The sequence below is a fragment of the Ruegeria sp. AM5 genome, from assembly GCF_056540645.1.
In genome coordinates this window covers 35535-55198 of record NZ_JBQFXC010000005.1, presented here as the reverse complement: position 1 = coordinate 55198, position 19664 = coordinate 35535, and the positions used below count along the sequence as shown (strand labels likewise).

The 19664-nt window shown below is 55.8% G+C and carries 20 protein-coding genes and 1 tRNA gene; 11 read left to right on the top strand and 10 right to left on the bottom strand.

Annotation, left to right across the window (positions count from 1 at the left end; all coding sequences use genetic code 11):
* Position 1: 1 nt before the first annotated feature.
* On the bottom strand, positions 2-967 hold the full coding sequence (dgcA, locus tag ACR0AH_RS13650; protein WP_480592353.1) for an N-acetyl-D-Glu racemase DgcA: 966 nt from the start codon (positions 965-967) through the stop codon (positions 2-4).
* Positions 968-1035: 68 nt separating this feature from the next.
* A complete protein-coding gene (gene dgcN / locus ACR0AH_RS13645; RefSeq protein WP_480592351.1) occupies positions 1036-2037 on the bottom strand; it encodes an N-acetyltransferase DgcN in 1002 nt (333 codons plus the stop codon).
* Positions 2038-2332: 295 nt separating this feature from the next.
* Between dgcN and ACR0AH_RS13640 the strand changes: the two genes are divergently transcribed.
* Positions 2333-3295 carry an L-malyl-CoA/beta-methylmalyl-CoA lyase gene (locus ACR0AH_RS13640; protein ID WP_480592349.1) on the top strand — a complete coding sequence of 321 codons (963 nt, stop codon included), beginning with the start codon at positions 2333-2335 and terminating at the stop codon, positions 3293-3295.
* A 39-nt stretch (positions 3296-3334) separates the two neighbouring features.
* On the opposite strand, the gene ACR0AH_RS13635 is transcribed toward ACR0AH_RS13640, so the two are convergent.
* The gene (locus ACR0AH_RS13635) at positions 3335-3913 is read right to left on the bottom strand and encodes a PA14 domain-containing protein (RefSeq protein WP_170395568.1); all 579 of its coding nucleotides are present in this window, start codon (positions 3911-3913) and stop codon (positions 3335-3337) included.
* A 118-nt stretch (positions 3914-4031) separates the two neighbouring features.
* Complete coding sequence (locus ACR0AH_RS13630) at positions 4032-4484, bottom strand: Lrp/AsnC family transcriptional regulator (RefSeq protein ID WP_170733525.1); 453 nt, start codon at positions 4482-4484, stop codon at positions 4032-4034.
* Positions 4485-4556: 72 nt separating this feature from the next.
* Here ACR0AH_RS13630 and ACR0AH_RS13625 point away from each other — a divergent pair, with 72 nt between their 5' ends.
* Positions 4557-5153 (top strand): LysE family translocator, encoded by a 597-nt coding sequence (locus ACR0AH_RS13625; RefSeq protein ID WP_170395564.1) that lies wholly within the window; start codon positions 4557-4559, stop codon positions 5151-5153.
* Position 5154: 1 nt separating this feature from the next.
* Here the strand turns inward: ACR0AH_RS13625 and ACR0AH_RS13620 are convergent, their stop codons facing one another.
* Complete coding sequence (locus tag ACR0AH_RS13620; protein ID WP_480592347.1) at positions 5155-5988, bottom strand: AraC family transcriptional regulator; 834 nt, start codon at positions 5986-5988, stop codon at positions 5155-5157.
* A 121-nt stretch (positions 5989-6109) separates the two neighbouring features.
* Here ACR0AH_RS13620 and ACR0AH_RS13615 point away from each other — a divergent pair, with 121 nt between their 5' ends.
* Positions 6110-7072, top strand: a complete 963-nt coding sequence (locus ACR0AH_RS13615) for an acetyl-CoA carboxylase carboxyltransferase subunit alpha (protein WP_170395560.1) — start codon at positions 6110-6112, stop codon at positions 7070-7072.
* 4 nt (positions 7073-7076) lie between these two features.
* Here the strand turns inward: ACR0AH_RS13615 and ACR0AH_RS13610 are convergent, their stop codons facing one another.
* From ACR0AH_RS13610 to ACR0AH_RS13600, 3 genes are all read right to left on the bottom strand, one after another.
* Positions 7077-8207 carry a lytic murein transglycosylase gene (locus tag ACR0AH_RS13610; RefSeq protein WP_480592345.1) on the bottom strand — a complete coding sequence of 377 codons (1131 nt, stop codon included), beginning with the start codon at positions 8205-8207 and terminating at the stop codon, positions 7077-7079.
* Between the two features lie 111 nt (positions 8208-8318).
* Positions 8319-8966, bottom strand: a complete 648-nt coding sequence (locus ACR0AH_RS13605) for a GntR family transcriptional regulator (RefSeq protein WP_480592343.1) — start codon at positions 8964-8966, stop codon at positions 8319-8321.
* A 30-nt stretch (positions 8967-8996) separates the two neighbouring features.
* Positions 8997-9689, bottom strand: coding sequence for a M48 family metallopeptidase (locus tag ACR0AH_RS13600; protein ID WP_480571347.1), 693 nt, complete (start codon positions 9687-9689; stop codon positions 8997-8999).
* Between the two features lie 100 nt (positions 9690-9789).
* On the opposite strand from ACR0AH_RS13600, the gene ACR0AH_RS13595 reads away from it, so the two are divergent.
* The 3 genes from ACR0AH_RS13595 to ACR0AH_RS13585 all read left to right on the top strand — a co-directional run bounded on the left by ACR0AH_RS13595 (position 9790) and on the right by ACR0AH_RS13585 (position 12229).
* Entirely contained in the window at positions 9790-10113 is a 324-nt protein-coding gene (locus tag ACR0AH_RS13595; RefSeq protein ID WP_170395552.1) for a TIGR02300 family protein, read from the top strand.
* Positions 10114-10250: 137 nt separating this feature from the next.
* Positions 10251-10326, top strand: a tRNA-Ala gene (locus ACR0AH_RS13590).
* Positions 10327-10426: 100 nt separating this feature from the next.
* Positions 10427-12229 (top strand): DUF6538 domain-containing protein, encoded by a 1803-nt coding sequence (locus ACR0AH_RS13585; protein ID WP_480592341.1) that lies wholly within the window; start codon positions 10427-10429, stop codon positions 12227-12229.
* 128 nt (positions 12230-12357) lie between these two features.
* Here ACR0AH_RS13585 and ACR0AH_RS13580 read toward each other — a convergent pair whose 3' ends face one another.
* Positions 12358-13857 (bottom strand): DNA sulfur modification protein DndB, encoded by a 1500-nt coding sequence (locus ACR0AH_RS13580; RefSeq protein WP_480592339.1) that lies wholly within the window; start codon positions 13855-13857, stop codon positions 12358-12360.
* 576 nt (positions 13858-14433) lie between these two features.
* Between ACR0AH_RS13580 and ACR0AH_RS13575 the strand changes: the two genes are divergently transcribed.
* On the top strand, positions 14434-15099 hold the full coding sequence (locus ACR0AH_RS13575; protein WP_171186481.1) for a recombinase family protein: 666 nt from the start codon (positions 14434-14436) through the stop codon (positions 15097-15099).
* 1572 nt (positions 15100-16671) lie between these two features.
* Here ACR0AH_RS13575 and ACR0AH_RS13570 read toward each other — a convergent pair.
* Positions 16672-16869, bottom strand: a complete 198-nt coding sequence (locus ACR0AH_RS13570) for a hypothetical protein (RefSeq protein WP_171186482.1) — start codon at positions 16867-16869, stop codon at positions 16672-16674.
* Positions 16870-17274: 405 nt separating this feature from the next.
* Between ACR0AH_RS13570 and ACR0AH_RS13565 the strand changes: the two genes are divergently transcribed.
* From ACR0AH_RS13565 to ACR0AH_RS13550, 4 genes are all read left to right on the top strand, one after another.
* Positions 17275-17913 (top strand): hypothetical protein, encoded by a 639-nt coding sequence (locus ACR0AH_RS13565; RefSeq protein ID WP_480592337.1) that lies wholly within the window; start codon positions 17275-17277, stop codon positions 17911-17913.
* 28 nt (positions 17914-17941) lie between these two features.
* The gene (locus ACR0AH_RS13560; protein WP_480592335.1) at positions 17942-18706 is read left to right on the top strand and encodes a hypothetical protein; all 765 of its coding nucleotides are present in this window, start codon (positions 17942-17944) and stop codon (positions 18704-18706) included.
* A gap of 142 nt (positions 18707-18848) precedes the next feature.
* Complete coding sequence (locus tag ACR0AH_RS13555) at positions 18849-19163, top strand: hypothetical protein (RefSeq protein WP_480592333.1); 315 nt, start codon at positions 18849-18851, stop codon at positions 19161-19163.
* The gene (locus tag ACR0AH_RS13550; RefSeq protein ID WP_171186489.1) at positions 19096-19572 is read left to right on the top strand and encodes a peptidoglycan recognition protein family protein; all 477 of its coding nucleotides are present in this window, start codon (positions 19096-19098) and stop codon (positions 19570-19572) included. Before ACR0AH_RS13555 ends, ACR0AH_RS13550 begins: the two co-directional genes overlap by 68 nt.
* Positions 19573-19664 lie beyond the last annotated feature (92 nt).

Here is a 19664-nt window from a genome sequence, read left to right as displayed (position 1 = left end):
CTCAGCCCCAAAGTGCCGCTTTGGGCGGATGCACTCCGGCGTCATCAAAAATCAGGGGTGTGTCGCGGTCTTCTGCCAACAAAAGCGGTCCGTCAAGGTCCGTCACCATCGCGCCCTGCGCCACCAGCGTTGCAGGTGCCATGGCCAGCGAACTTCCAACCATGCATCCGACCATGATGCCATAGCCCTCGGCCAGCGCGGCCTTTCGCAGCTCCAGCGCCTCGGTCAGACCGCCGGTCTTGTCGAGTTTGATGTTCACCACATCATATTTGCCTTTTAGCGCAGGCAAGCTGGCCCGATCGTGACAGGATTCGTCGGCACATACCGGCACCGGACGATCCATGCCGATCAGTGCATCATCCTCACCGGCTGGCAGAGGTTGTTCAACCAGAGCAACGCCCAGTCGCACAAGATGCGGCGCAAGATCGGCGTACACTTCAGCAGACCAACCTTCATTGGCGTCGATAATGATTTTGGAGTCCGGCGCACCAGCCCGCACAGCCTCAAGCCGGGGCATGTCGTCCGGTGTACCAAGTTTGATCTTCAACAAGGGTCGGAACGCATTTTCTGCTGCCTGTGCCTGCATTGCCTCGGGAGTGTCCAGGGAAAGAGTATAGGCCGTAACTTCAGGCCCCGGTGCGGCAAGTTCCGCCAGCTCCCACGCCCGTTTGCCGGAGCGTTTCGCCTCAAGGTCCCAAAGCGCACAATCCAATACATTCCGAGCCGCGCCGGCAGGCAGCAGATCCATCAGGGAATAGCGAGAGAATACGTCGGGCAGGCCGGCAATCTCGGCCTCGACTGAATCCAGCGTTTCGTCATAGCGCGCATAGGGCACGCATTCGCCCCAACCATGATGCACACCATCCGAGATCCGAACCGTCAGGACCTTTGCCTCAGTCCGTGAGCCGCGCGAGATAGTGAATACCTGCGCCAGCCGAAATACATCGCGGGAAACGTCAATCTGCACGCGTTCAACCTTTCATCGAAAGTGGTGTCTGTTGCCGACAGCAAGGGGCGATCGGCAACCTGCTTAGATCACAGTGCGGCCAGCGCATCCACCAGTTTACCGGCACCAAACCGGTAAGGATCGGTTGCTGGGATACCCATCTCGGTCTCAACCTTGGCGATGTATGCGTGTGCGTCGTCTTCGCTCAGATGCTGGGTGTTGATCGACACGCCCGCAACCTGGCATTCCGGGTTAGCAACACGCGCCAGCGGCAGCGCTGTGTCGCGCAACTGCTCCAGCGTCGGCAGCGAATACTCAGGCAATCCTCGCATATGGGTCCGGGTCGGCTCGTGGCACAGGATCAGCGCGTCGGGCTGACCGCCATGAATCAGCGCCATGGTCACGCCAGAATAGGACACATGGAACAACGAGCCCTGCCCTTCGATGTGATCCCAGTGATCCGGATCGTTGTCCGGTGTCAAATACTCAACGGATCCCGCCATGAAATCGGCGATAACCGCATCCAGCGGAACGCCCTGACCCGTGACCAGAATTCCGGTCTGACCGGTGGCCCGGAAGGTGGATTTCATGCCGCGTTTGCGCATTTCAGCGTCCATGGACATCGCAGTGTACATCTTGCCGGCAGAGCAGTCGGTTCCAACGGCCAGGCACCGCTTACCAGTACGCTGGCGGCCGTTTGCGATAGGATATCCTACGGTCGGTACACGGACGTCGTGCAATGTGCAGCCGTGAGTCTGTGCCGCAGCAACCAGATCGCCTTCGTCGCGCAGCAGGTTGTGCAGGCCCGACGCCAGATCATAACCCATCTCCAGTGCTGCGATCAGAACCTCTTTCCAGGCCTCACTGATGACCCCACCTCGGTTGGCAACACCAATGACAAGAGTCTTGGCACCAGCAGCTTTACCTTCGGCAAGTGTCATTTCGGTAAGACCCAAATCAGTCTTGCAACCATCCAGCCTTATTTGACCCACGGCATTCTCAGGACGCCAGTCGCGGATACCAATGGCCACTTTGGCCGCCAACAAGTCGGGCGCATCGCCCAAAAACAACAGGTACGGTGTCTCGATCATTGCGGTGCACTCCTTTGATTCTGGCTTAAGCTAGAGAACCGTTTTGACGAGGGTTTCTCAAATTCTTCTTGCCTGCCCGCCCACAGCGGGAAGTTTTTGCGTATTTGGACTTTCTTGCACAAGATTGTTCGAAGTTTTTAAACTGATCAAACTTTAAGCACCCCATTTTGCCAGTATCTTCAATCATGCTGCATACGCATTGCCGCATATGCACAATCACGCTTGCGCAGCATTGCGCAATTTAATATCCCATGACCAACCCTAAACGCAATTTCCTTACTCTCATGAGGTCCAAATGAGCTTCCGCATCCAACCTGCCGCTCCGGCCCGGCCCAATCGCTGCCAACTGTTTGGCCCGGGCTCGAACACCAAGCTATTTCCCAAGATGGCTGCATCAGCTGCAGACGTCATTAATCTGGATCTAGAAGATTCGGTGGCTCCTTCCGACAAGGATACCGCTCGCGCTAACGTAATCGAGGCGCTGAACACAGTCGATTGGGGCAATAAATACATGTCGGTTCGGATCAATGGGCTGGATACACCCTATTGGTACCGTGACGTGGTTGATGTGCTGGAACAGGCAGGCGACCGTCTGGATCAGATCATGATCCCCAAGGTAGGCTGCGCGGCCGATGTCTATGCCGTGGACGCGCTGGTTACCGCAATCGAGCGTGCCAAGGGCCGAACCAAGCCAATTTCATTCGAAGTGATCATCGAATCTGCCGCCGGACTGGCGCATGTCGAAGAAATCGCAGCCTCATCCCCGCGCCTGCAGGCCATGAGCCTTGGTGCCGCAGATTTTGCAGCCTCAATGGGCATGCAAACAACCGGCATCGGGGGTACGCAGGAAAACTACTATATGCTGCGCGAGGGTGAGAAGCACTGGTCCGATCCGTGGCACTGGGCGCAGGCCGCAATTGTCGCCGCCTGTAGGACTCATGGCGTGCTGCCTGTCGACGGCCCGTTTGGCGATTTCTCAGACGATGAGGGCTATATCGCGCAGGCCAAACGGTCTGCCACACTGGGGATGGTCGGCAAATGGGCCATCCACCCCAAGCAAATCGCATTGGCCAATCAGGTCTTCACACCGTCGGATGAAGCAGTGTCCGAAGCGCGCGAGATCCTGGCTGCCATGGAAGAGGCAAAAGCCAACGGTGAAGGCGCGACTGTCTACAAAGGGCGTTTGGTCGATATCGCCTCAATCAAACAGGCCGAGGTAATTGTGGCACAGGCGGAATTGATCGCGGCGGGTAACTAAGAAAAAAGGGCGCTCAGCCGAGCGCCCTAATCGATCTGATCAGCGTCCAAATACATTGTTTGGTGTCCATGTGAAACGCTCACCCTTCTTTCCTGATTTCATCATCAGGCACGAGGTACCGTATTTCTGAAAATACTTGATTTTGATTGGATACCAACCCGCCTGCGGCACTTCGACCTCGGTGCGTTGGTTGGCTTCGCAGCCCTGACGGCCGTTGACATAGCCAATCTGCTGACCGCCGACCCAGGCGTCAATCCCATCGTTCGACCAGGTCTCAAGCTCGTAAACTCCGGGTGAATCAAACCGGATATATCCGCTGATTTCCGCGGCAACATTGAACGCCTGATTGTAGGTCAGGACAGGATCACCTTCGTTCGTGTCTCTGTAGTCCAAACCTCTGAGGGGCTGACCCGGCTTTGCCTTTTTCAGCAGATGATTGACCTTCGAGAGGTTCTGGATTTTGCGAGGCGGGTTACCTTCCCAACTGTATTTTACGTTCAAACCGGCTTTTGGGCTGGGCTGAGGGCTAGCTGGCTGTAACTTCAAAGGTGCTGCTGTCGCAGCGCCGGCAAACATTGCCAAGGCAGCCACCAGCGCTCCGGTGCGGAAAAATGTCATGGTCTACTCCCTGAATTTGCGCCTGCTTCGGGGTTAATCCCTGCCGACGATCCTGTTGAGATGACACTAGGCGCTGAACTTTGACCTCGCAAGATGGTTAAAAATCACTTTTTAATGGTCACGCACGCATATCCTTGGGCGATCCCATCACAACATATGAGGTGATCGAGGTCACATGCGGCAGTGTACCCAGCACCTCGGTGTGAAAGGTTTTGTAGGAAGGCAGATCGGCACATTCGACCCGTAGCAGGTATTCGATCGTGCCCGTGATATTGTGACATTCCACCACTTCGGGCGCTTGTTGCAAGGCCCTTTCGAACCCTTCCTGCGCCGCTTTTGTGTGCTCGCCCAAACCAACGCCGATATAGGCAACGAAACCCACCCCCAGCGCCGCCGGGTTCAGCACCGCTCGGTAGCCGGAAATGACCCCTGCCCGCTCAAGCTCCTGCACCCGGCGCAAGCAAGCGGATGGGGACAGGCCCACCCGCTCGGCAAGATCGAGGTTGCTGACGCGGCCATCGCGCGAAAGTTCGTGCAATATTTGTTGGTTGATCTGATCAATCTTCGCCATTTATTGCGACATTAGCCTTAGAACGCACGAATACGCAATTTCATTTGCCGGGTTCAGCGAGAAAATGCAGCCATGACCTACGATATCCTGATGGCCCTGATCGCGTTTGCTTTTGTCTCGTCAATCACTCCAGGCCCTAACAACCTTATGCTGATGGCATCGGGTGCGAATTTCGGCTTTCGCCGGACAATCCCGCATATGCTGGGCATTGGTTTGGGCTTTACCTTTATGGTGCTTCTGGTGGGGGCGGGTCTGGTTCAGATCTTTGACCGGTATCCGATCAGTCATACCGTGTTAAAAGTACTGTCGGTTCTGTATCTGCTGTATCTGGCCTGGAAAATCGCCCACGCAGCGCCCGCCAAAGGTGCCGATGCTGCAGGCACCCCGATGACGTTCCTGCAGGCTGCAGCGTTCCAATGGGTGAACCCAAAAGCCTGGGCGATGGCGTTGACCGCGACAGCCGCCTATGCGCCCGACCAAACGATCAACGCGATTCTGCTGGTCGCGCTGGTGTTCGGAGCCATCAACCTGCCCTCGGTCAGCACCTGGACGGTTCTTGGACAGCAAATGGCGCGAATCCTGACGAACCCGCACCGATTGCTGGCATTCAACTGGACGATGGCGGCCCTGCTTGTGGCCTCGCTCTATCCGGTGCTGTGGCCGAATTAGGTTACCTGAGCGGCAGGCAAATTTCGGTCAACAGATCCTCGGGGGCCGTTTCTCGTGGATCGTTGAGATAGATCTCATAACACGGATGGTCCGCAGGTTCTTCGCCAGACTCGGGCAACCAATTGCCAAATAATGCCTGATACGCGCCGTGAAGGCCGGAATAAGGTCCCTTGAAGGTCAGCACCGCTGTTTTGCCACCCGGAATTTCAAGGTCTTCCATCCCCTCGGGCGTATCATCACCGCAGAATTCAGCACCTGCAAAACTGCGCAATTCATCCTCGGGCACATCGTCCGGACTGTCGAGATACAGCCCGATCATCGGGCCGACTTGCGGCCACAGTTTGCGGGATTCGCACAGGGCACCAAAGGCCTCAAAGCTGCGGCCAATCTCGGCATACGCCCCTTTATGTGGCAGCGCTATGACTCGGCGGGACGGTTCGGTTCGGGTTGTTACGGGATGCATCGGATATCCTCCGGTTTTGAACATTGGATGGGCCGGCAGTATTTGCCCCGCACGTCGAAACGCGGTGGGGCTGCTGCCGTAGGCCTCGGAAAAGGCCCGCGCAAAGGATTTTTGGTTCGGATAGCCAATGTCGGTCGCGATCCGCGTAACCGGTCTGTCTGTTTGCACCAGCCAGCAGGCGGCACGGTGCAGGCGTATCCGACGGGTGGCCTGCGCGCAGGTCTCGCCAGTAATGGCGCGAAACACGCGATGCCAGTGAAACCGCGACATGGCTGCGACCTCGGCCAAAGCATCCAGCGACAGTTCCCCGGCGGGGTGATCATGGATGTAGGCCAACACGCGTAACACGCGATCTTCGTAGCTGGCGGCCATCGGTATCCTTCCTTCTCTTTGCCCGTCCGTGGTCGCATATTCCGCGACCACAAATCTTGCTGAGTTGCATCCCGGACCACCTTTGGTCATATAGCAGGGAACTTCCGCGTTGAGAGGCGTCATGACCCAGTATCTGGATTTCGAAAAACCGCTGGCCGAGATCGAAGGCAAAGCTGAAGAGCTGCGCGCGCTGGCCCGTGCCAATGAAGAAATGGATGTGACGGAAGAGGCCGCCGCGCTGGATGCCAAGGCCGCCAAGCTTCTGGACGAGCTGTATGCCGATCTGACCCCATGGCGGAAATGTCAGGTGGCGCGTCATCCTGAACGTCCACACTGCAACGATTACGTGGATGCGCTGTTTACCGAATTCACCCCACTGGCAGGTGACCGGAACTTTGCCGACGATCTGGCGGTAATTGGCGGTCTGGCGCGGTTCAACGATCAACCCGTCATGGTGATTGGCCACGAAAAAGGCAGCGATACCAAATCGCGGATTGAACGCAATTTCGGCATGGCCCGCCCCGAGGGCTATCGCAAGGCTGTACGCCTGATGGAAATGGCAGGCCGCTTTGGCCTGCCGGTAATCACCTTGATCGATACAGCTGGGGCCTATCCCGGCAAGGGGGCGGAAGAACGTGGCCAGTCCGAGGCGATCGCGCGCTCAACCGAGATGTGCCTAAAGATTGGCGTTCCTTTGGTGTCCGTAATCATCGGCGAAGGTGGTTCTGGTGGCGCGGTCGCCTTTGCGACTGCGAACCGCGTAGCGATGTTGGAGCATTCGGTCTACTCGGTGATTTCGCCCGAAGGCTGCGCGTCGATTCTTTGGAAAGATGCCGAAAAAATGCGCGAGGCCGCCGAAGCGTTGCGCCTTACCGCTCAGGATCTGCACAAGCTGGGCGTTTGTGACCACATCATCACCGAGCCCAAGGGCGGTGCACATCGCAACCGCCCGGCGGCGGTCGAAGCCGTGCGGTCTGCAATTGCCTCGATGCTGGAAGAGCTTGATGGGAAAGACGCGGCAGCCCTGATCAAGGACCGCCGTCAGAAGTTCCTGGATATCGGTTCGAAAGGGCTGGCGGCTTAACCCGTCAGCCACCCAACCGCTGCAACAGAGCCACCGAAGGCTGGCCAGTCACGGACAACCCGTTGGCGCGCTGGTAGGCGCTAATTGCCGCCTCAGTATTCTTGCCGATAACACCATCTGCGCCTTGTGTGTCATAGCCCGCGGATGTCAGGCGGCGCTGCAGTTCTTTACGATCCTCCAGCGTCAAACCGGTCGCATCCGGCCCGAATGACGCTTGGAACGGCGCGCCGCCAGCAATGCGATCAGAAAGATGACCCACGCCGATCGCGTAGCTGTCCGAATTGTTGTAGCGCTTGATCACCTGAAAATTGCGGAACACAGCAATACGTGGGCCGGGCGTCTGCGGTTGCAGCACTGCCGCCGGCGTGCCCGAAACCGTGCCCACTTCACCGCCCCAAGGCTGCCCTCGCACCCAACCGGCACGTGCCAGATAAGCAGCCGTTGACGCAAGTGAATCTGCTGGGTCATCGGACCAGATATCGCGCCGCCCGTCGCCAGTGAAATCGACTGCATAAGCAAGGTAGGACGTCGGAATGAACTGTGTGTGGCCCATCGCTCCGGCCCAGCTGCCGGTCATGTTAGCCGGGGTCGTATCGCCCTCTTGAATGATCTTCAGCGCCGCCACCAGTTGCTTCTCAAAAAACGCTCCGCGCCGCCCGTCATAGGCCAGAGTCGACGTTGCCGAGATCACCGGCACATCGCCCCGCCGTGCACCATAACGGCTTTCCAGGCCCCAAACAGCCACGACGACCTCCTTGTCGACACCGTATTGGGCCTCGATCTGCGACAGGGTTCCTGCATGCCGCACAAGCATTTGCTTGCCAGTGTTGATCCGTTCATCCGAGGCAGCAATCGCCAGATAATCCTCAAGCGAGCGTTTGAATTCGACCTGATTGCGATCGCGTTCGATCACGTCGGGTAGATATCCTGCGCCTTGAAACGCTTGGCTAAGGGTCGTCTGTGAAATGCCCTGTGACGCTGCCCGGTTTTTGAAACTGGCCACCCAGGCATCCCATCCTGCGTTCGGAACCGCACGCATCCGCGAAGCCGGAGCACTGTTGGGTGCGGTGCCTGTGGAACAGGCCGCCAACAGGGTTGAACCAAGCCCTAAGGAAAACACTCTTCGATTAATCATGGTTAAATCTGCTCTTGTTGTGATTTGCGTTCAGAATAGCGCAGCCCGGTCGCTCAAGCCAGCAAAGCGACATCCTAAATCAACTGAGTTGAGAGATGGGCAACAAGCCGCTCAGATCACAAGCAGCCGCAAGCCCTGGGTCACATCCGAACGCACTGCTAGTCGCAACCCAGGCTCATCCCCGGCCTTGAGCGCTGCGATGATCAGACGATGGTAGTGCGGTGGCTCGGTCCTCCGCAACCGACCGTATAGGGCACGCATCGTGGGACCCAGCTGCAGCCAGACGGTTTCGGCCATGGCAAGCATCGCGGGGGCCTGTGCGCGTAGATACAGCGTGCGGTGAAATTCCAGATTTGCACGGATATATCCCACTGCATCGCGTTTCGTGACCATCTCGGCTACTGCCATGTTGATGCTTTGCAACCGGTCAATCAGCGCCATATGCGCGCGCGGCAGGGCCCGGCTGGCCAGTTCAACCTCAAGCAGCGCGCGCAGCGCCGCCAGCTCTTCGATCCGATCGCGCGTGAGTTCCGGCGTTGATACCCGACCGGAGGTGGACAGGAACAAAGCACCTTCTGCCGCCAGACGTCGCACCGCCTCGCGCGCGGGAGTCATCGACACACCGAATTCCTTGCCAATCCCGCGCAGCGTCAACGCCTGCCCCGGGGCAATCTCTCCATGCATGATGCGGGATCTGAGGGCGCGATAAACGCGATCATGGGTTGCCGTATGAGACTCGGCGGGGCGTGAGGCTAACATGAGTTTATGTGATCACAAATCGCGCTGAGGTCAAGCGACGGAGTCGAAGCGATATCTGTGCAGTTCAGCCCCGTTGTCTCGCAGCCAGCGGCGTGGTTCTTTGTAAGGGCCAAAAATACGCTCGACCTGCGCCCAGAACGCAGGTGAGTGGTTCATTTCGGCAAGATGCGCCACTTCATGCGCGGCCACATAATGGAGAACCTCTGTCGGGGCGAGGATCAACCGCCAGGAGAACATCAACCCGCCCGCAGAACTGCACGACCCCCAGCGCGAACGCGTATCGCGCAAAGTAAGGCTACTGTACGACCGCCCCAGCATCGCCGCGTAATCATCGCACGCACCGGTCAGACGATCGCGGGCAAGCTCTTTTAGAAACCGCGCTAGTCGCCGTGCTTCGGCACCGGGCGGAACCCCGATCGCATCGCCACTCAGCAAGACCCTCCGCCCCGATGCAGGAACGATTCGCCGCGCCGTACCCTCGATCGGAATGAACTGCCCTACGCCAACTGCTTCAAGGCTAGGTCGATCCTGCAGGTGCCCGCGGATCCAGCCCTCTTTCTGCTGTGCGAAATCCAGCGCTTCGGCTTCAGCCACCCCTGTCGGGTAGGTCAGCGTAACCCGTCCATCCAATTGGGAAATTCGCAAACTGATCCGCCGTGCGCGCGCCGATCTGCGCAGTGTCAGCGGCACCGGAGGTGTTCCGGGCAATGCGTGTCGCCCCATGGGTGGGCCTCCTTTGCGCAAAGGCTTTGACAGTGCCTGCCGCATGTGGCAGGTGACCTGAATCATTGATGAGATTCACCTGATATCAAGGGGATTTGATATGCCCAAGGAAGAATGGGGCGTAAAGCGTGTCTGCCCGACAACCGGCAAACGTTTTTACGACCTGAACAAGGACCCGATCGTCAGCCCCTATACGGGCGAGGTCGTGGAGCTGGACACCGGAAAAAGCCGGATGATCGCCGCGGATGCTGAAGATGCCGCTTCGGTCAAGGCGCGCGAAGCGTCGTCGGACGAAGACATCGTTCTGGATGATGACGACAACGTCGATGTCGAATTGGACGACGATCTGCTGGACGACGATGACGACAGCGATAACGTTTCACTAGACGATATCAAGGACATGTCGTCAGAAGACGAAAACTGATGGATCCCGAGGCGGCCCCGCCGCCTCGACCCGGCCTGCGAAGTCGGTCTGAATTTTTTGCGGATTCCGATTTTAGGACTTGCACTCATCGACGGCGTCTCATAAACGTCCGTCCACCGTTACGACGGTACCTGTATGGGGCCTTAGCTCAGTTGGGAGAGCGCTTGCATGGCATGCAAGAGGTCAGGGGTTCGACTCCCCTAGGCTCCACCAAAATCCCATGATATGCTTTGAACTCAATAACTTCATGGTTTTCAATGGTTTTCCCAAGGGCCTGTTACATTGAGGTGTTACAGTGAGGACTCTTGAGAAGATGCCTGGACACCCCCGTTTGTATCGCCGTGGATCGACCTATTATCACCGCGCAGCCGTCCCGAAGGACATAGCTGACTCGTACGGTAAGGTCGAAGAAACCTTCTCTCTACGCACCAAAAACAAGGCTGAGGCTCTCGTTAGGGTCCGTATCGAAGCAGCCCGCATTGACCGCCTGTTTGAGGAACACCGGAGAGCGCTGAGCAGGCAAACGGAAAAGGACGCAGAGGAGCCTCTGGAAGAACTCACCCCCATCCAGATAGCCCGGGCAAAGCAAGCCTACCTGCATCATCTCTTGGATGAGGACGAAGAGGCTCGGTTGGAAGGCTTCGAGGACCCAGAAGATCCACACGAACCCAACGCCTATGAACCACGCCCAACCTTTGAGGAATGGCAACAGATTAACCAAGACATGAACGAGGTCAACCGAGCCAACCTCGCTCGAGGCAAACGCGATGAGTTCTTCCGGTCAGAGGCCGACGAGATCCTCACGTGGGAAGGCATTGACCTAAAACTGGCCGAGGGTTCCCCAAGTTGGCCAAGGTTGATCAGGGCGCTCCAAGAGGCATCTGTGGAAGCCCATGAGGCGACGAAGGATAGAGACCTTGGCAACCCAGTTGCTACCCCGCCATACCCCGAGGTCACCCCAGGCGAAACTGACGGTGGCACGGCGGGTCCTCTCCTGTCTGAGGCGGTAACGAGTTGGGAAGCCGAGAAGTCACGAAGCGCTTGGTCACCCAAGGTACGCGATGATCATTTGGCTTGGATGGCCGCGTTCACGGAGATCGCAGGCGATAAGGCCCTCTCTCAGTACAACAAGGACGATGCTCGACGTTTCAAGGCAGCCCTGCTCAAGCTCCCGGCGAACTGGAAGAAGAAACCCGAGGTCAGAAACCTCTCGATCCTAGAGGCCGCTGATAAGGCCGCTGAGACCGGCATGCCACCGATGAGCAGTGCTACGCTGAACAAAGCGTTACGCAGGGTCGGTGCCTTCTGGAATTGGGCAGAGGCGCACCATGACGGGACCAGAAGCGGGTTGTTCAAAGGGTTGACGATCAAGGAGACGATCAACGCCCGTGAACAACGTGACCCGTTCAGCACAGAACAGTTATCCAAGCTGTTCAATAGCCCGCTGTACACTGGATGCCGGTCTGAGCGTTTCTGCGCGGAACCGGGGGATCACTCCATGCGTGGAACCGCGCGGTACTGGTTGCCGCTCCTCGGGTTGTTCACGGGAGCAAGACTCAATGAACTCTGCCAGTTGAACGTCAAGGATGTACGCGAAGAGGACGGGATCGTGTTCCTAGATATCACGGACGAAGCAGAGGACCAGAAGGTCAAGTCAGCGAGCGGAAGGCGGCGCATACCAGCTCACCGGCAACTTGTCGAACTTGGGTTCATTGAATTCGCCAGCAAGCGGCGAGACGCGGGTACGGATCGACTTTTTCCAGAACTCAAGCTGGATGCCTCAGGGTATCGCTCAGGTGAGTTCTCGAAGTTTTTTAGCCGTTATCTTGAGCGCATTGGGGCGAAAACCAGGAAAACGTCGTTCCACTCACTGAGACACAATTTTGAAGATGCTTGTCGCAATGGAAATGTGCCGCCGCACATCATTAATGCGCTTCAGGGCCATGCAGAACAAGGCATGGCTGGTAGATATGGAAATGGTGTTTACCGGCTAACACTCTTAAAGAAAGCGATGGATAGCATCACCTTCAGTGAGGTTGGGTTCGGCAATTTGCAAAGGAGCTTCGGTGCCATCGCGCCAAACACCATCCTTTCTGACAGTGAATTGGGGAGCTGAAAGGAATGCAGGTAGTTGTTCTGCCTTTTGAACGTTCAACCCAAAACAACGAATTCACCAAAGCCGACCTAAACCGGCTTTGGATACGTTTCACTAAAGAACTCGAATGGTTTCAGTAGGCAGCTTGTTTAGTCTTCAATCGCCAACAAGTCTTTGGTTTTACTCTTTTCGATTAGCTTTGTAACAGATGGGCGCGGCCCCAGCTTTAGCTGAAAACGCATCGCATCGCCTAGTCGTGGGTAAATGTCGTTGTGCCTTGAGCCAAATCGCACCCAACCGTTGGCAGCATCGTATGTTCCAGCATCCAGGTTAGTTTCTTCCGGTACGTGTATGTAGTCAGAGATGCCCGGGAACTCTTCTTCTCGCTTTTCGGCATCCCAGAACAAGACTTGCCACAACTCATTTTGATGACCGAAATCCAAACCTTTGAATTTTATGGCATCGCAAACCTTTTTGTACGCTTCAGGATCTTTCATGTTGCTGTGGCCATATGCCAAGTCATATGCAAGTTTAGCTAGCGCCTTAATTACGACTGGTTGCGCCAGCACGGTGGTGGATTTTGCTCCTGGTCGACCAAAACCATCGCTGTTTGCGATCAACTTCCAAAAAGTACGAAGGTATTCTCTTCGGCTTTCCACAATCGCTGGTGTCGCAGACTTTGAGTTGGTTTTCCCAAGGCACAACAGGCACGTAACGGTCATGATGTCTTTGCGTGTTATCGCACCATCATCATTTTGCCAGTCGGTCACGTCACGTTCGGAAGGCTTGAAGCCAAGCAGGTTTTCTTCGATCAAGTCTTCAGAAATAAACTTATTTATTGGATCGGAGTGATCGTATTGTTCTCGGTACGATCGACCTACCGCTTTACCTTTTGCGTTAAGGTCGTAAAACAACTGCTGCTCTTCTTCCTCTTTCAGCCCAAGGTGGCACTCAACTGCTATAGTGGACTCCGCCAGGGCGGCTTCGAGAATTTTTGACCAAAAAGCGTGAACACCGTGGTCAATGACTTCACCATGGTAGTCCGAAGGCACAAATAGTCCTTTCGCCGGATACTTATGAGATTGGTTCACCTTCTTTAGGAAATCCAGGACACGATCGAAGCCAGCACGACGATGCTGACCATCGACCACCCACATGATGTTCTGGTGGCCAATTAAAACTTCAAATGACCCCGTCGAAATTCCTATCCGTTCGCCCACGTCGCGAATAAGCAAATCTGATCCATCTGGGGCCGCATTTCTTATGTTGCATACAATGGGTTGAAGCGAGACGTATGCCGGATCACCGAGTTCGTCGCGGATTTTCAGCAACTCAGGCGTAACGGTCGTAGTCCTTTTCAATGCGTGCCTTACTAGCCCCATAAGAGTGTATCTCGCCAAACCGACGGCGTGTTCAGTTATCAGCGTCCTCTGCGCGTGAAACTCTTCAGCGTATGCGGCGTTACTCGAAATAGTGGTCCTATTTGCAACCTCTGAAAGATCGATAAAGTCTCTCAATGACATGTTGAACTTCAGCGTTGTACGCCCAAGGTTTGGCCCAATCATTGCCTGAAACCAGCGACCGGTTGCATCAGCCTGCTTACCTAGGTCGGCCAGGGTTCGTGGGGACTCATTCGCTTCAATGTTCATATGCTGCTCTCCAGTTCGTTCGATCTTGGTTTTACAGGATCGATCCTGGAGGTCAACATAAAAATCACCAGGTGAAAAAACTAAATACGATTTTATTACTTTTTATCTTTCCATACACTTCTCTCAAGCAGCCAGGCCAATATGCGTTTCGAGGAGGCTGTTCAGATCGATTTTCACGCAGGAGCTGAAGTCTGCGCTCCAAGTCTTCATAGGTGGTCATGACGTTTTTGCATTCAAACAGTATCACTTTCGGCGGTCATGAAGCTCCGCGTGAAAGCCCAATAAGCACTAAGAAGAAGCCCCCATTGCAAAGACTGATGCCATACAACGGCTTCGCGTGTCGTAATTAGGCCAATTGTGTAATTTGTCCGCTTTGGGTTTTGAGACAAAAATCCTAGTACATATCAGTATTCACCTTTCCTTCCTACGCCCCCCTCACCCCCCTGTTGAGTCCGTTGAGCTAGGCAAAGTTCACGCCCCAGGGGTACTTGAAACTGTTACGCCCACAACCTTCCTTGCCGATTGCAACGAAGCCTCCTATCTGCTTGAATTGAGCCATCATAGGAAGGCCAATCAATGAAGCAGTACGTCACCTATCGACGAGTATCCACGACCGAACAGGGGCGCTCTGGGCTTGGCCTAGAGGCCCAGACACGGGACATAGACTTGTTCCTGGCTAACTACTCAGACGAACCCTTCGAGGTCATAGGAGAGTTCACAGACGTCCTGAGCGGGACAGACAATGAGCGCCCTCAGTTGACCAAGGCGATCACCCTAGCGAAGCAGGCAGGGGCCGAGTTGCTGGTCGCTAAGTTGGACCGTCTTTCGCGCAAGGTATCTTTCATTGCAACGCTGATGGATGACAAGCAGCTGTCTCTGCGTGTCGCTTCGATGCCTCATGCAGACAAATTCCAACTGCATGTCTACGCGGCATTGGCGGAACAGGAACGTGAGTTCATATCCAAGCGCACCAAGGCTGCGCTGCAGGCCGCCAAGGCCCGAGGTCAGAAGCTCGGTGGTATGCGTGATGCTACAATGAAGCGGAACGAAGCTGTAAAGGCCAACGCTGTTGCAAGGGCTGAGAAGGTGCGGGGCCTTGTGCTACCCCTGAGAGACGCTGGGAGGTCGCTACGAGAGATCGCTGCGGAGCTTGATAAGGCAGGCGTGGCGACTGCGCGGGGCGGTGCTTGGAGTGCCGCTCAGGTGAAACGGATCATCGAGAGGTTGGCGTTGAACACTTAGTTCTCCTCTCGCTTTGCGCTTGTTCTTCTTCCACTGCAGCATTCTGGATTAGGAAACCAAGGGTAGGAAGCTGCAGGTCTAAGGGTTTCTCCCTCCCCCTGAATGAACCTAAAACGTCTCGGCTGGTGTCCATCTGGCTGAGGCTCGGAAACCCCTAAATCAGTGTTTTGTAGACCACCCTACCTGACCCCTGATTTTGGCCCTCTATTTCCCTATAAAATCAAAGGCTCATAGGGACCAAACTAGCTGAACTGCGCGAGGTGGGTCGGAGTTTGAGCCTATCGTTGTGAACCAAGAAGCGCGGTAGTTACTGCCCCTTCTGAACGAACCCAAGACGCTTCGGCTGGTGTTCTGCTGGCCGGGACATGATCATCGAAAACCCAATGAAACAAAGGGTTCTGAATTTCACCCCTCCATCAGATATAGATACCGAAAGTTATACCATTGGGTATCACTTCGTGTGCCACAACGGTCACTCGAATGTCGAAGCAATTCCCCAACACCCTAGAGAAGAAGTAACCCTGAGGTTTACCTCAAGTGAGTTCAGAGGGTGCCTTACCCAATTACAGCTCCCTCATGAGAAAAGATAAAAACCCAAAGATCTACCTGCAGTGTTCAATCACGGGCATCAACTTGGATTTGGCGACCGAAGCTATTCTCCCTCCCTCTAGAGAAGAGAGAACAACTTGAAGCTATACACTTAGTGTAAAACACCAAGTGCCACTAAGCGTCCGACCCCCTGTATCTCCTCTGCGATGATGATCGATGATGGTCATTAACCGGTCGATGACACGCTATGTACATCTCGTTGTAAATCAATGGGTTGGAATTACTGCCCCCTTATGAGTAACAGATACCAAGAGATTTACCTTTAGTTACACGATCAGGTTTCTCTCAAGGCTTCACAGTTTCCCGTGTGTGTACGTCCTGTGAATGCCCACCACCGATAATCAACCATCAATCCTATTTGCTACACCGTTTCGATCTTGGTTCTTGGTCGAACCTGTTCAGGCCTCATACGGATCCCTGTCCTTACTGACGGGTCGATGTAGTGAGACCTTGTACCGTTTCTCCTCGCCCGTGTTGCATTTGGCAGTTTTGCACATGGGCGGGGTGATGAGGACGCCCTCGGCTGTTGTGGTGACTGGCTTCGGGGGCGTCCTCAGTAATCCCAACGCACAACCCAATGAGGCCACAATGACCACCTGTGCCTCTGCTATATGCAACAACCCACTACCAGCCTTTGAGTACACCAAAAGGCTGTCCCAGCGATGGGGCTTATGTTCCCGCTGTCGCTCGGTCGTGCAGAACCGAGGGGTTCCTCTCGGTGGCTACATCCCCGGTGGTGCGGTCAATGCAGTTGCTCGGTCGGTGAAGAGGAAAGCCGAGCCTACATCCTCGGAGGTCGCCGAGGCCGTCCGGTTAACCCGAGGCACAAGGCATCGTGTCGGTGATTGGGCTGATAGGCCCACATACCGCATGGCTGTGTTGAGGCATGGTAGAGCAAGGGAGAGGTTGCAGCATCTGCTCATCGGTAGACGACATGAACCGAACGCATCAGTCATTGTCAGATCATTCGTCCACTACGTTCTTGCCCGAGAGTTCCTCGGTACGGGACACAGATATGGCGTCTACCTCGTTGGCGGCACGTTCATGGGCCGTCAGGGGCTTTGCGTCCCTCCCGGTCGCAAGGATGAGGTGCTGACCGGCGATGTCCGATACTCGAAGTACCGCCTGAGCTACGCCGACTTCGCCATTGTCGGTACACATACCCTGAAAGCTGCTGAGAAGCTCGGTCTACGTCGATCTAACCGAGACCTAACCTCATCGATTGTGACCTCCTATGCTCGCCTCCTCGCTTCTGGCGATGCGTTCCCGCCGGTCTCAGTACCAATCAGATCGATGCGTACAGACTTCCTCGGCGACAGTCTGTTCGATCATGTTTTGCCGAGGTCCCCAGCGATACCCGCGAGATACCACAAGGTGATCCGCAGGTCCTCTGGTCTGATTGCTGGTCAATGCCCTGAGGGCCTCGACCCGATTTCCGAAACGCTGCCACGACCGACAACACTGCCCAAACCACAAGCACCACCGATGCCGTCTACGGATTGGCTGTTTGACACGTAAGGACTACCCGACATGCCGCGAGCAAAACCCAAGAAACCACCTCGGCAGATGTACCTCAAGACCTGCAACGCCTGCGGTGAAGAACATGAAACCCACAAGCCAAAAGCATCGAGGTGCGACCGGTGCATCTCTGAGAACCGCAGGATCAACTACAAGTCTTGCATCTCGTGCGGTGTGAAGTTCCCGGCTCCGTTCGGCGATGAATATAACTGTCCTTCCTGTGCCGAAGCTCATGGGATTGGGCAGGCCGAACTCACCCATGAACAACGCGAGGCTATCAAGGCTGAAGAGACGCTCGCTCGATGGAAGAACAAGGTCGCGATCCTCGAGGCAAAACTCGATGAACGCAGCCACGCAAAACCGAAAAGGACACGAAAGATGGCCACCAAGGTCAAGAAAAGCGCCGTCGGCGTAGCATGGCTCGAGCTTGTAAGCCGCGATGGGCAGGTCTCATCTTTATCCCAACTCCACGAGCGCGAGATCGACGAGGAAACCAAGCTGCGTTTGGCTATGGCGTTCACCCGCCTCCGGCTAAAAGGCTACGCGCTGGACGCACTGGCTCAACTATGCCCCGTCCAACTGATGTCTCTCGATGAGGACAAGGCGATCACTAGCCTGCCCTTAATCGAAAACCCAAACCCACCAACACCACAAGAGTTGGCCGAGATCGAACTCGGTCTTCGATAACCAACCCATTCCAAAGGACACCAGAAACATGGTTGAAAGAGTAACCCTCGGTGGCGGCGATGCCACCGCACAAACAATGCCATCCTCCAAATCATATGCTTCAAGTGCAGACTACGTGAGCGGGGGCGTCACCGTCCGCGACACCAAGAACACGCAGCGCGATGTTCACTCACAAAGCGATCTCAAAGACAGCGACGTAATCAACGTACAAGGGATGTCAATGAAGGTCGCCCAGGCTAAAGAACTTGGATTGCTCGACGCCGTCTTTGATGAAGGGCTTTCAATTGGCGCGGCTCAAAGGGCAGCGCAGGAGCATAGTTCTGCGGTAGTCGAAACGCCCGAAGAACCCAAAGGTAGTGACACAGGCCACGCTGAGTTCGACTCCGTGATCGATGGTCTCAACGCCTCGCTTGATGACAGCATTATGTCGATGGGCGAGGCTCAGACATATGAAGCAGCGTTCGGCCAGATTGCCATGTCCGGTATGACCATCGAGGAAGCTGCCGAAACCATGCGCGGTCTAGCTGACGGGTCGGTATCTGAGATCGATGTACCCGGCGACACCCGCGCGATGTTCTCGAATGTCCAAAGCACGATCACCGAGGCCGCAACTCAGAGCGCAATGCAGGAACTTGGGCAAGATGGCTTCGATTTCCTGAAACAGGCATCCGCCACAAACCCCGGAGTGGACCGCGTGGTCCGTCAGTTCGCCGTAGACCGGGCGGCGGGTCGTGCCGATGGGATTACTTGGGCCGAGTTCGCGCAGCATATCCGTGAGCAACTTGGTCACTAAAATCCTGCTTGGTGATGGCTCGCAACCATCGCCAGCCACGACCCAGGCAGGTTGACGCTCATCCCAGACTAGTTTGCCCGAGGGCGGCTGCGAGGATAACTGTGGGTCACCTGTCGGGGCCGCAAGTATGAATGGCAAGAACATGACCAGCTTAACCGACATGGTTTGGGACACAGACGTCGCTCTGGTCCTGAACCGTATCCAACCCCGCGCCTGCGCTGATCCGGACTACTTTTACGCGACCGCCGATCTGATTGAAGAGGGTCGTTCACCAACTGGGATCGGGCAGTTGACGCTCAGTGAACTCGAAGCATGGGCAGAACGCCTGAATAAAGGATCAAAGGCCGATGCTCAGGATCAAGAGAGCCGATACTTACATGCGAACAACGATGTTCGCTACGTTGCCCCGCGAGAAGACCACCGGCCTATTCGTCAGGTACACCCATCATCCACCTGATCCACGCATCGACGCGGCGATCCTTGATGTCGAACACGCCAAGACTGGCCGCTTCGGCATCGGCTGGCATTACTTGGTGCTGGTCGATGGTACGATTGAACTATGTAGACACCCCCTAACGCGTGGCGCAGTTGGTCGCGACAACTTCACCCTAAGCCATATCCAGATTGGCGTAGTGGGTGGCCGAGACCGGGAGACCGGTAAGTTCTCTGAGACCCTCACGACTGCCCAGCGTGACGCACTCGAGGCTCTCTATCAGAAACTTGCGGAAACACTCGGTGTAGCTCTCGAGATCGACGAAAGCCTCGAGAAGTTCTCGTTTGTCCAGCACGAGCAAACCGAAGCTGCCGACGCTGAACTTGAAAAAACCCTCGACCGCAACGAAGCGATGACGCTAGGCGTCCACTAACGCCGCCAACCCCCCCTCGACCCCCGAAAACACCTCCTGTGATCCATTGATTTCATTGGCTTTTCTGAGGCCAAAATCGACCCTCCGCAGGG

Coding starts and splice junctions, on each gene's coding strand:
- dgcN (WP_480592351.1), bottom strand. CDS start 2,037: ATGATCGAGACACCGTACCTGTTGTTTTTGGGCGATGCGCCCGACTTG.
- ACR0AH_RS13640 (WP_480592349.1), top strand. CDS start 2,333: ATGAGCTTCCGCATCCAACCTGCCGCTCCGGCCCGGCCCAATCGCTGC.
- ACR0AH_RS13635 (WP_170395568.1), bottom strand. CDS start 3,913: ATGACATTTTTCCGCACCGGAGCGCTGGTGGCTGCCTTGGCAATGTTT.
- ACR0AH_RS13630 (WP_170733525.1), bottom strand. CDS start 4,484: ATGGCGAAGATTGATCAGATCAACCAACAAATATTGCACGAACTTTCG.
- ACR0AH_RS13625 (WP_170395564.1), top strand. CDS start 4,557: ATGACCTACGATATCCTGATGGCCCTGATCGCGTTTGCTTTTGTCTCG.
- ACR0AH_RS13620 (WP_480592347.1), bottom strand. CDS start 5,988: ATGGCCGCCAGCTACGAAGATCGCGTGTTACGCGTGTTGGCCTACATC.
- ACR0AH_RS13615 (WP_170395560.1), top strand. CDS start 6,110: ATGACCCAGTATCTGGATTTCGAAAAACCGCTGGCCGAGATCGAAGGC.
- ACR0AH_RS13610 (WP_480592345.1), bottom strand. CDS start 8,207: ATGATTAATCGAAGAGTGTTTTCCTTAGGGCTTGGTTCAACCCTGTTG.
- ACR0AH_RS13605 (WP_480592343.1), bottom strand. CDS start 8,966: ATGTTAGCCTCACGCCCCGCCGAGTCTCATACGGCAACCCATGATCGC.
- ACR0AH_RS13600 (WP_480571347.1), bottom strand. CDS start 9,689: ATGGGGCGACACGCATTGCCCGGAACACCTCCGGTGCCGCTGACACTG.
- ACR0AH_RS13595 (WP_170395552.1), top strand. CDS start 9,790: ATGCCCAAGGAAGAATGGGGCGTAAAGCGTGTCTGCCCGACAACCGGC.
- ACR0AH_RS13585 (WP_480592341.1), top strand. CDS start 10,427: ATGCCTGGACACCCCCGTTTGTATCGCCGTGGATCGACCTATTATCAC.
- ACR0AH_RS13580 (WP_480592339.1), bottom strand. CDS start 13,857: ATGAACATTGAAGCGAATGAGTCCCCACGAACCCTGGCCGACCTAGGT.
- ACR0AH_RS13575 (WP_171186481.1), top strand. CDS start 14,434: ATGAAGCAGTACGTCACCTATCGACGAGTATCCACGACCGAACAGGGG.
- ACR0AH_RS13570 (WP_171186482.1), bottom strand. CDS start 16,869: ATGTGTACCGACAATGGCGAAGTCGGCGTAGCTCAGGCGGTACTTCGA.
- ACR0AH_RS13565 (WP_480592337.1), top strand. CDS start 17,275: ATGTACCTCAAGACCTGCAACGCCTGCGGTGAAGAACATGAAACCCAC.
- ACR0AH_RS13560 (WP_480592335.1), top strand. CDS start 17,942: ATGGTTGAAAGAGTAACCCTCGGTGGCGGCGATGCCACCGCACAAACA.
- ACR0AH_RS13555 (WP_480592333.1), top strand. CDS start 18,849: ATGACCAGCTTAACCGACATGGTTTGGGACACAGACGTCGCTCTGGTC.
- ACR0AH_RS13550 (WP_171186489.1), top strand. CDS start 19,096: ATGTTCGCTACGTTGCCCCGCGAGAAGACCACCGGCCTATTCGTCAGG.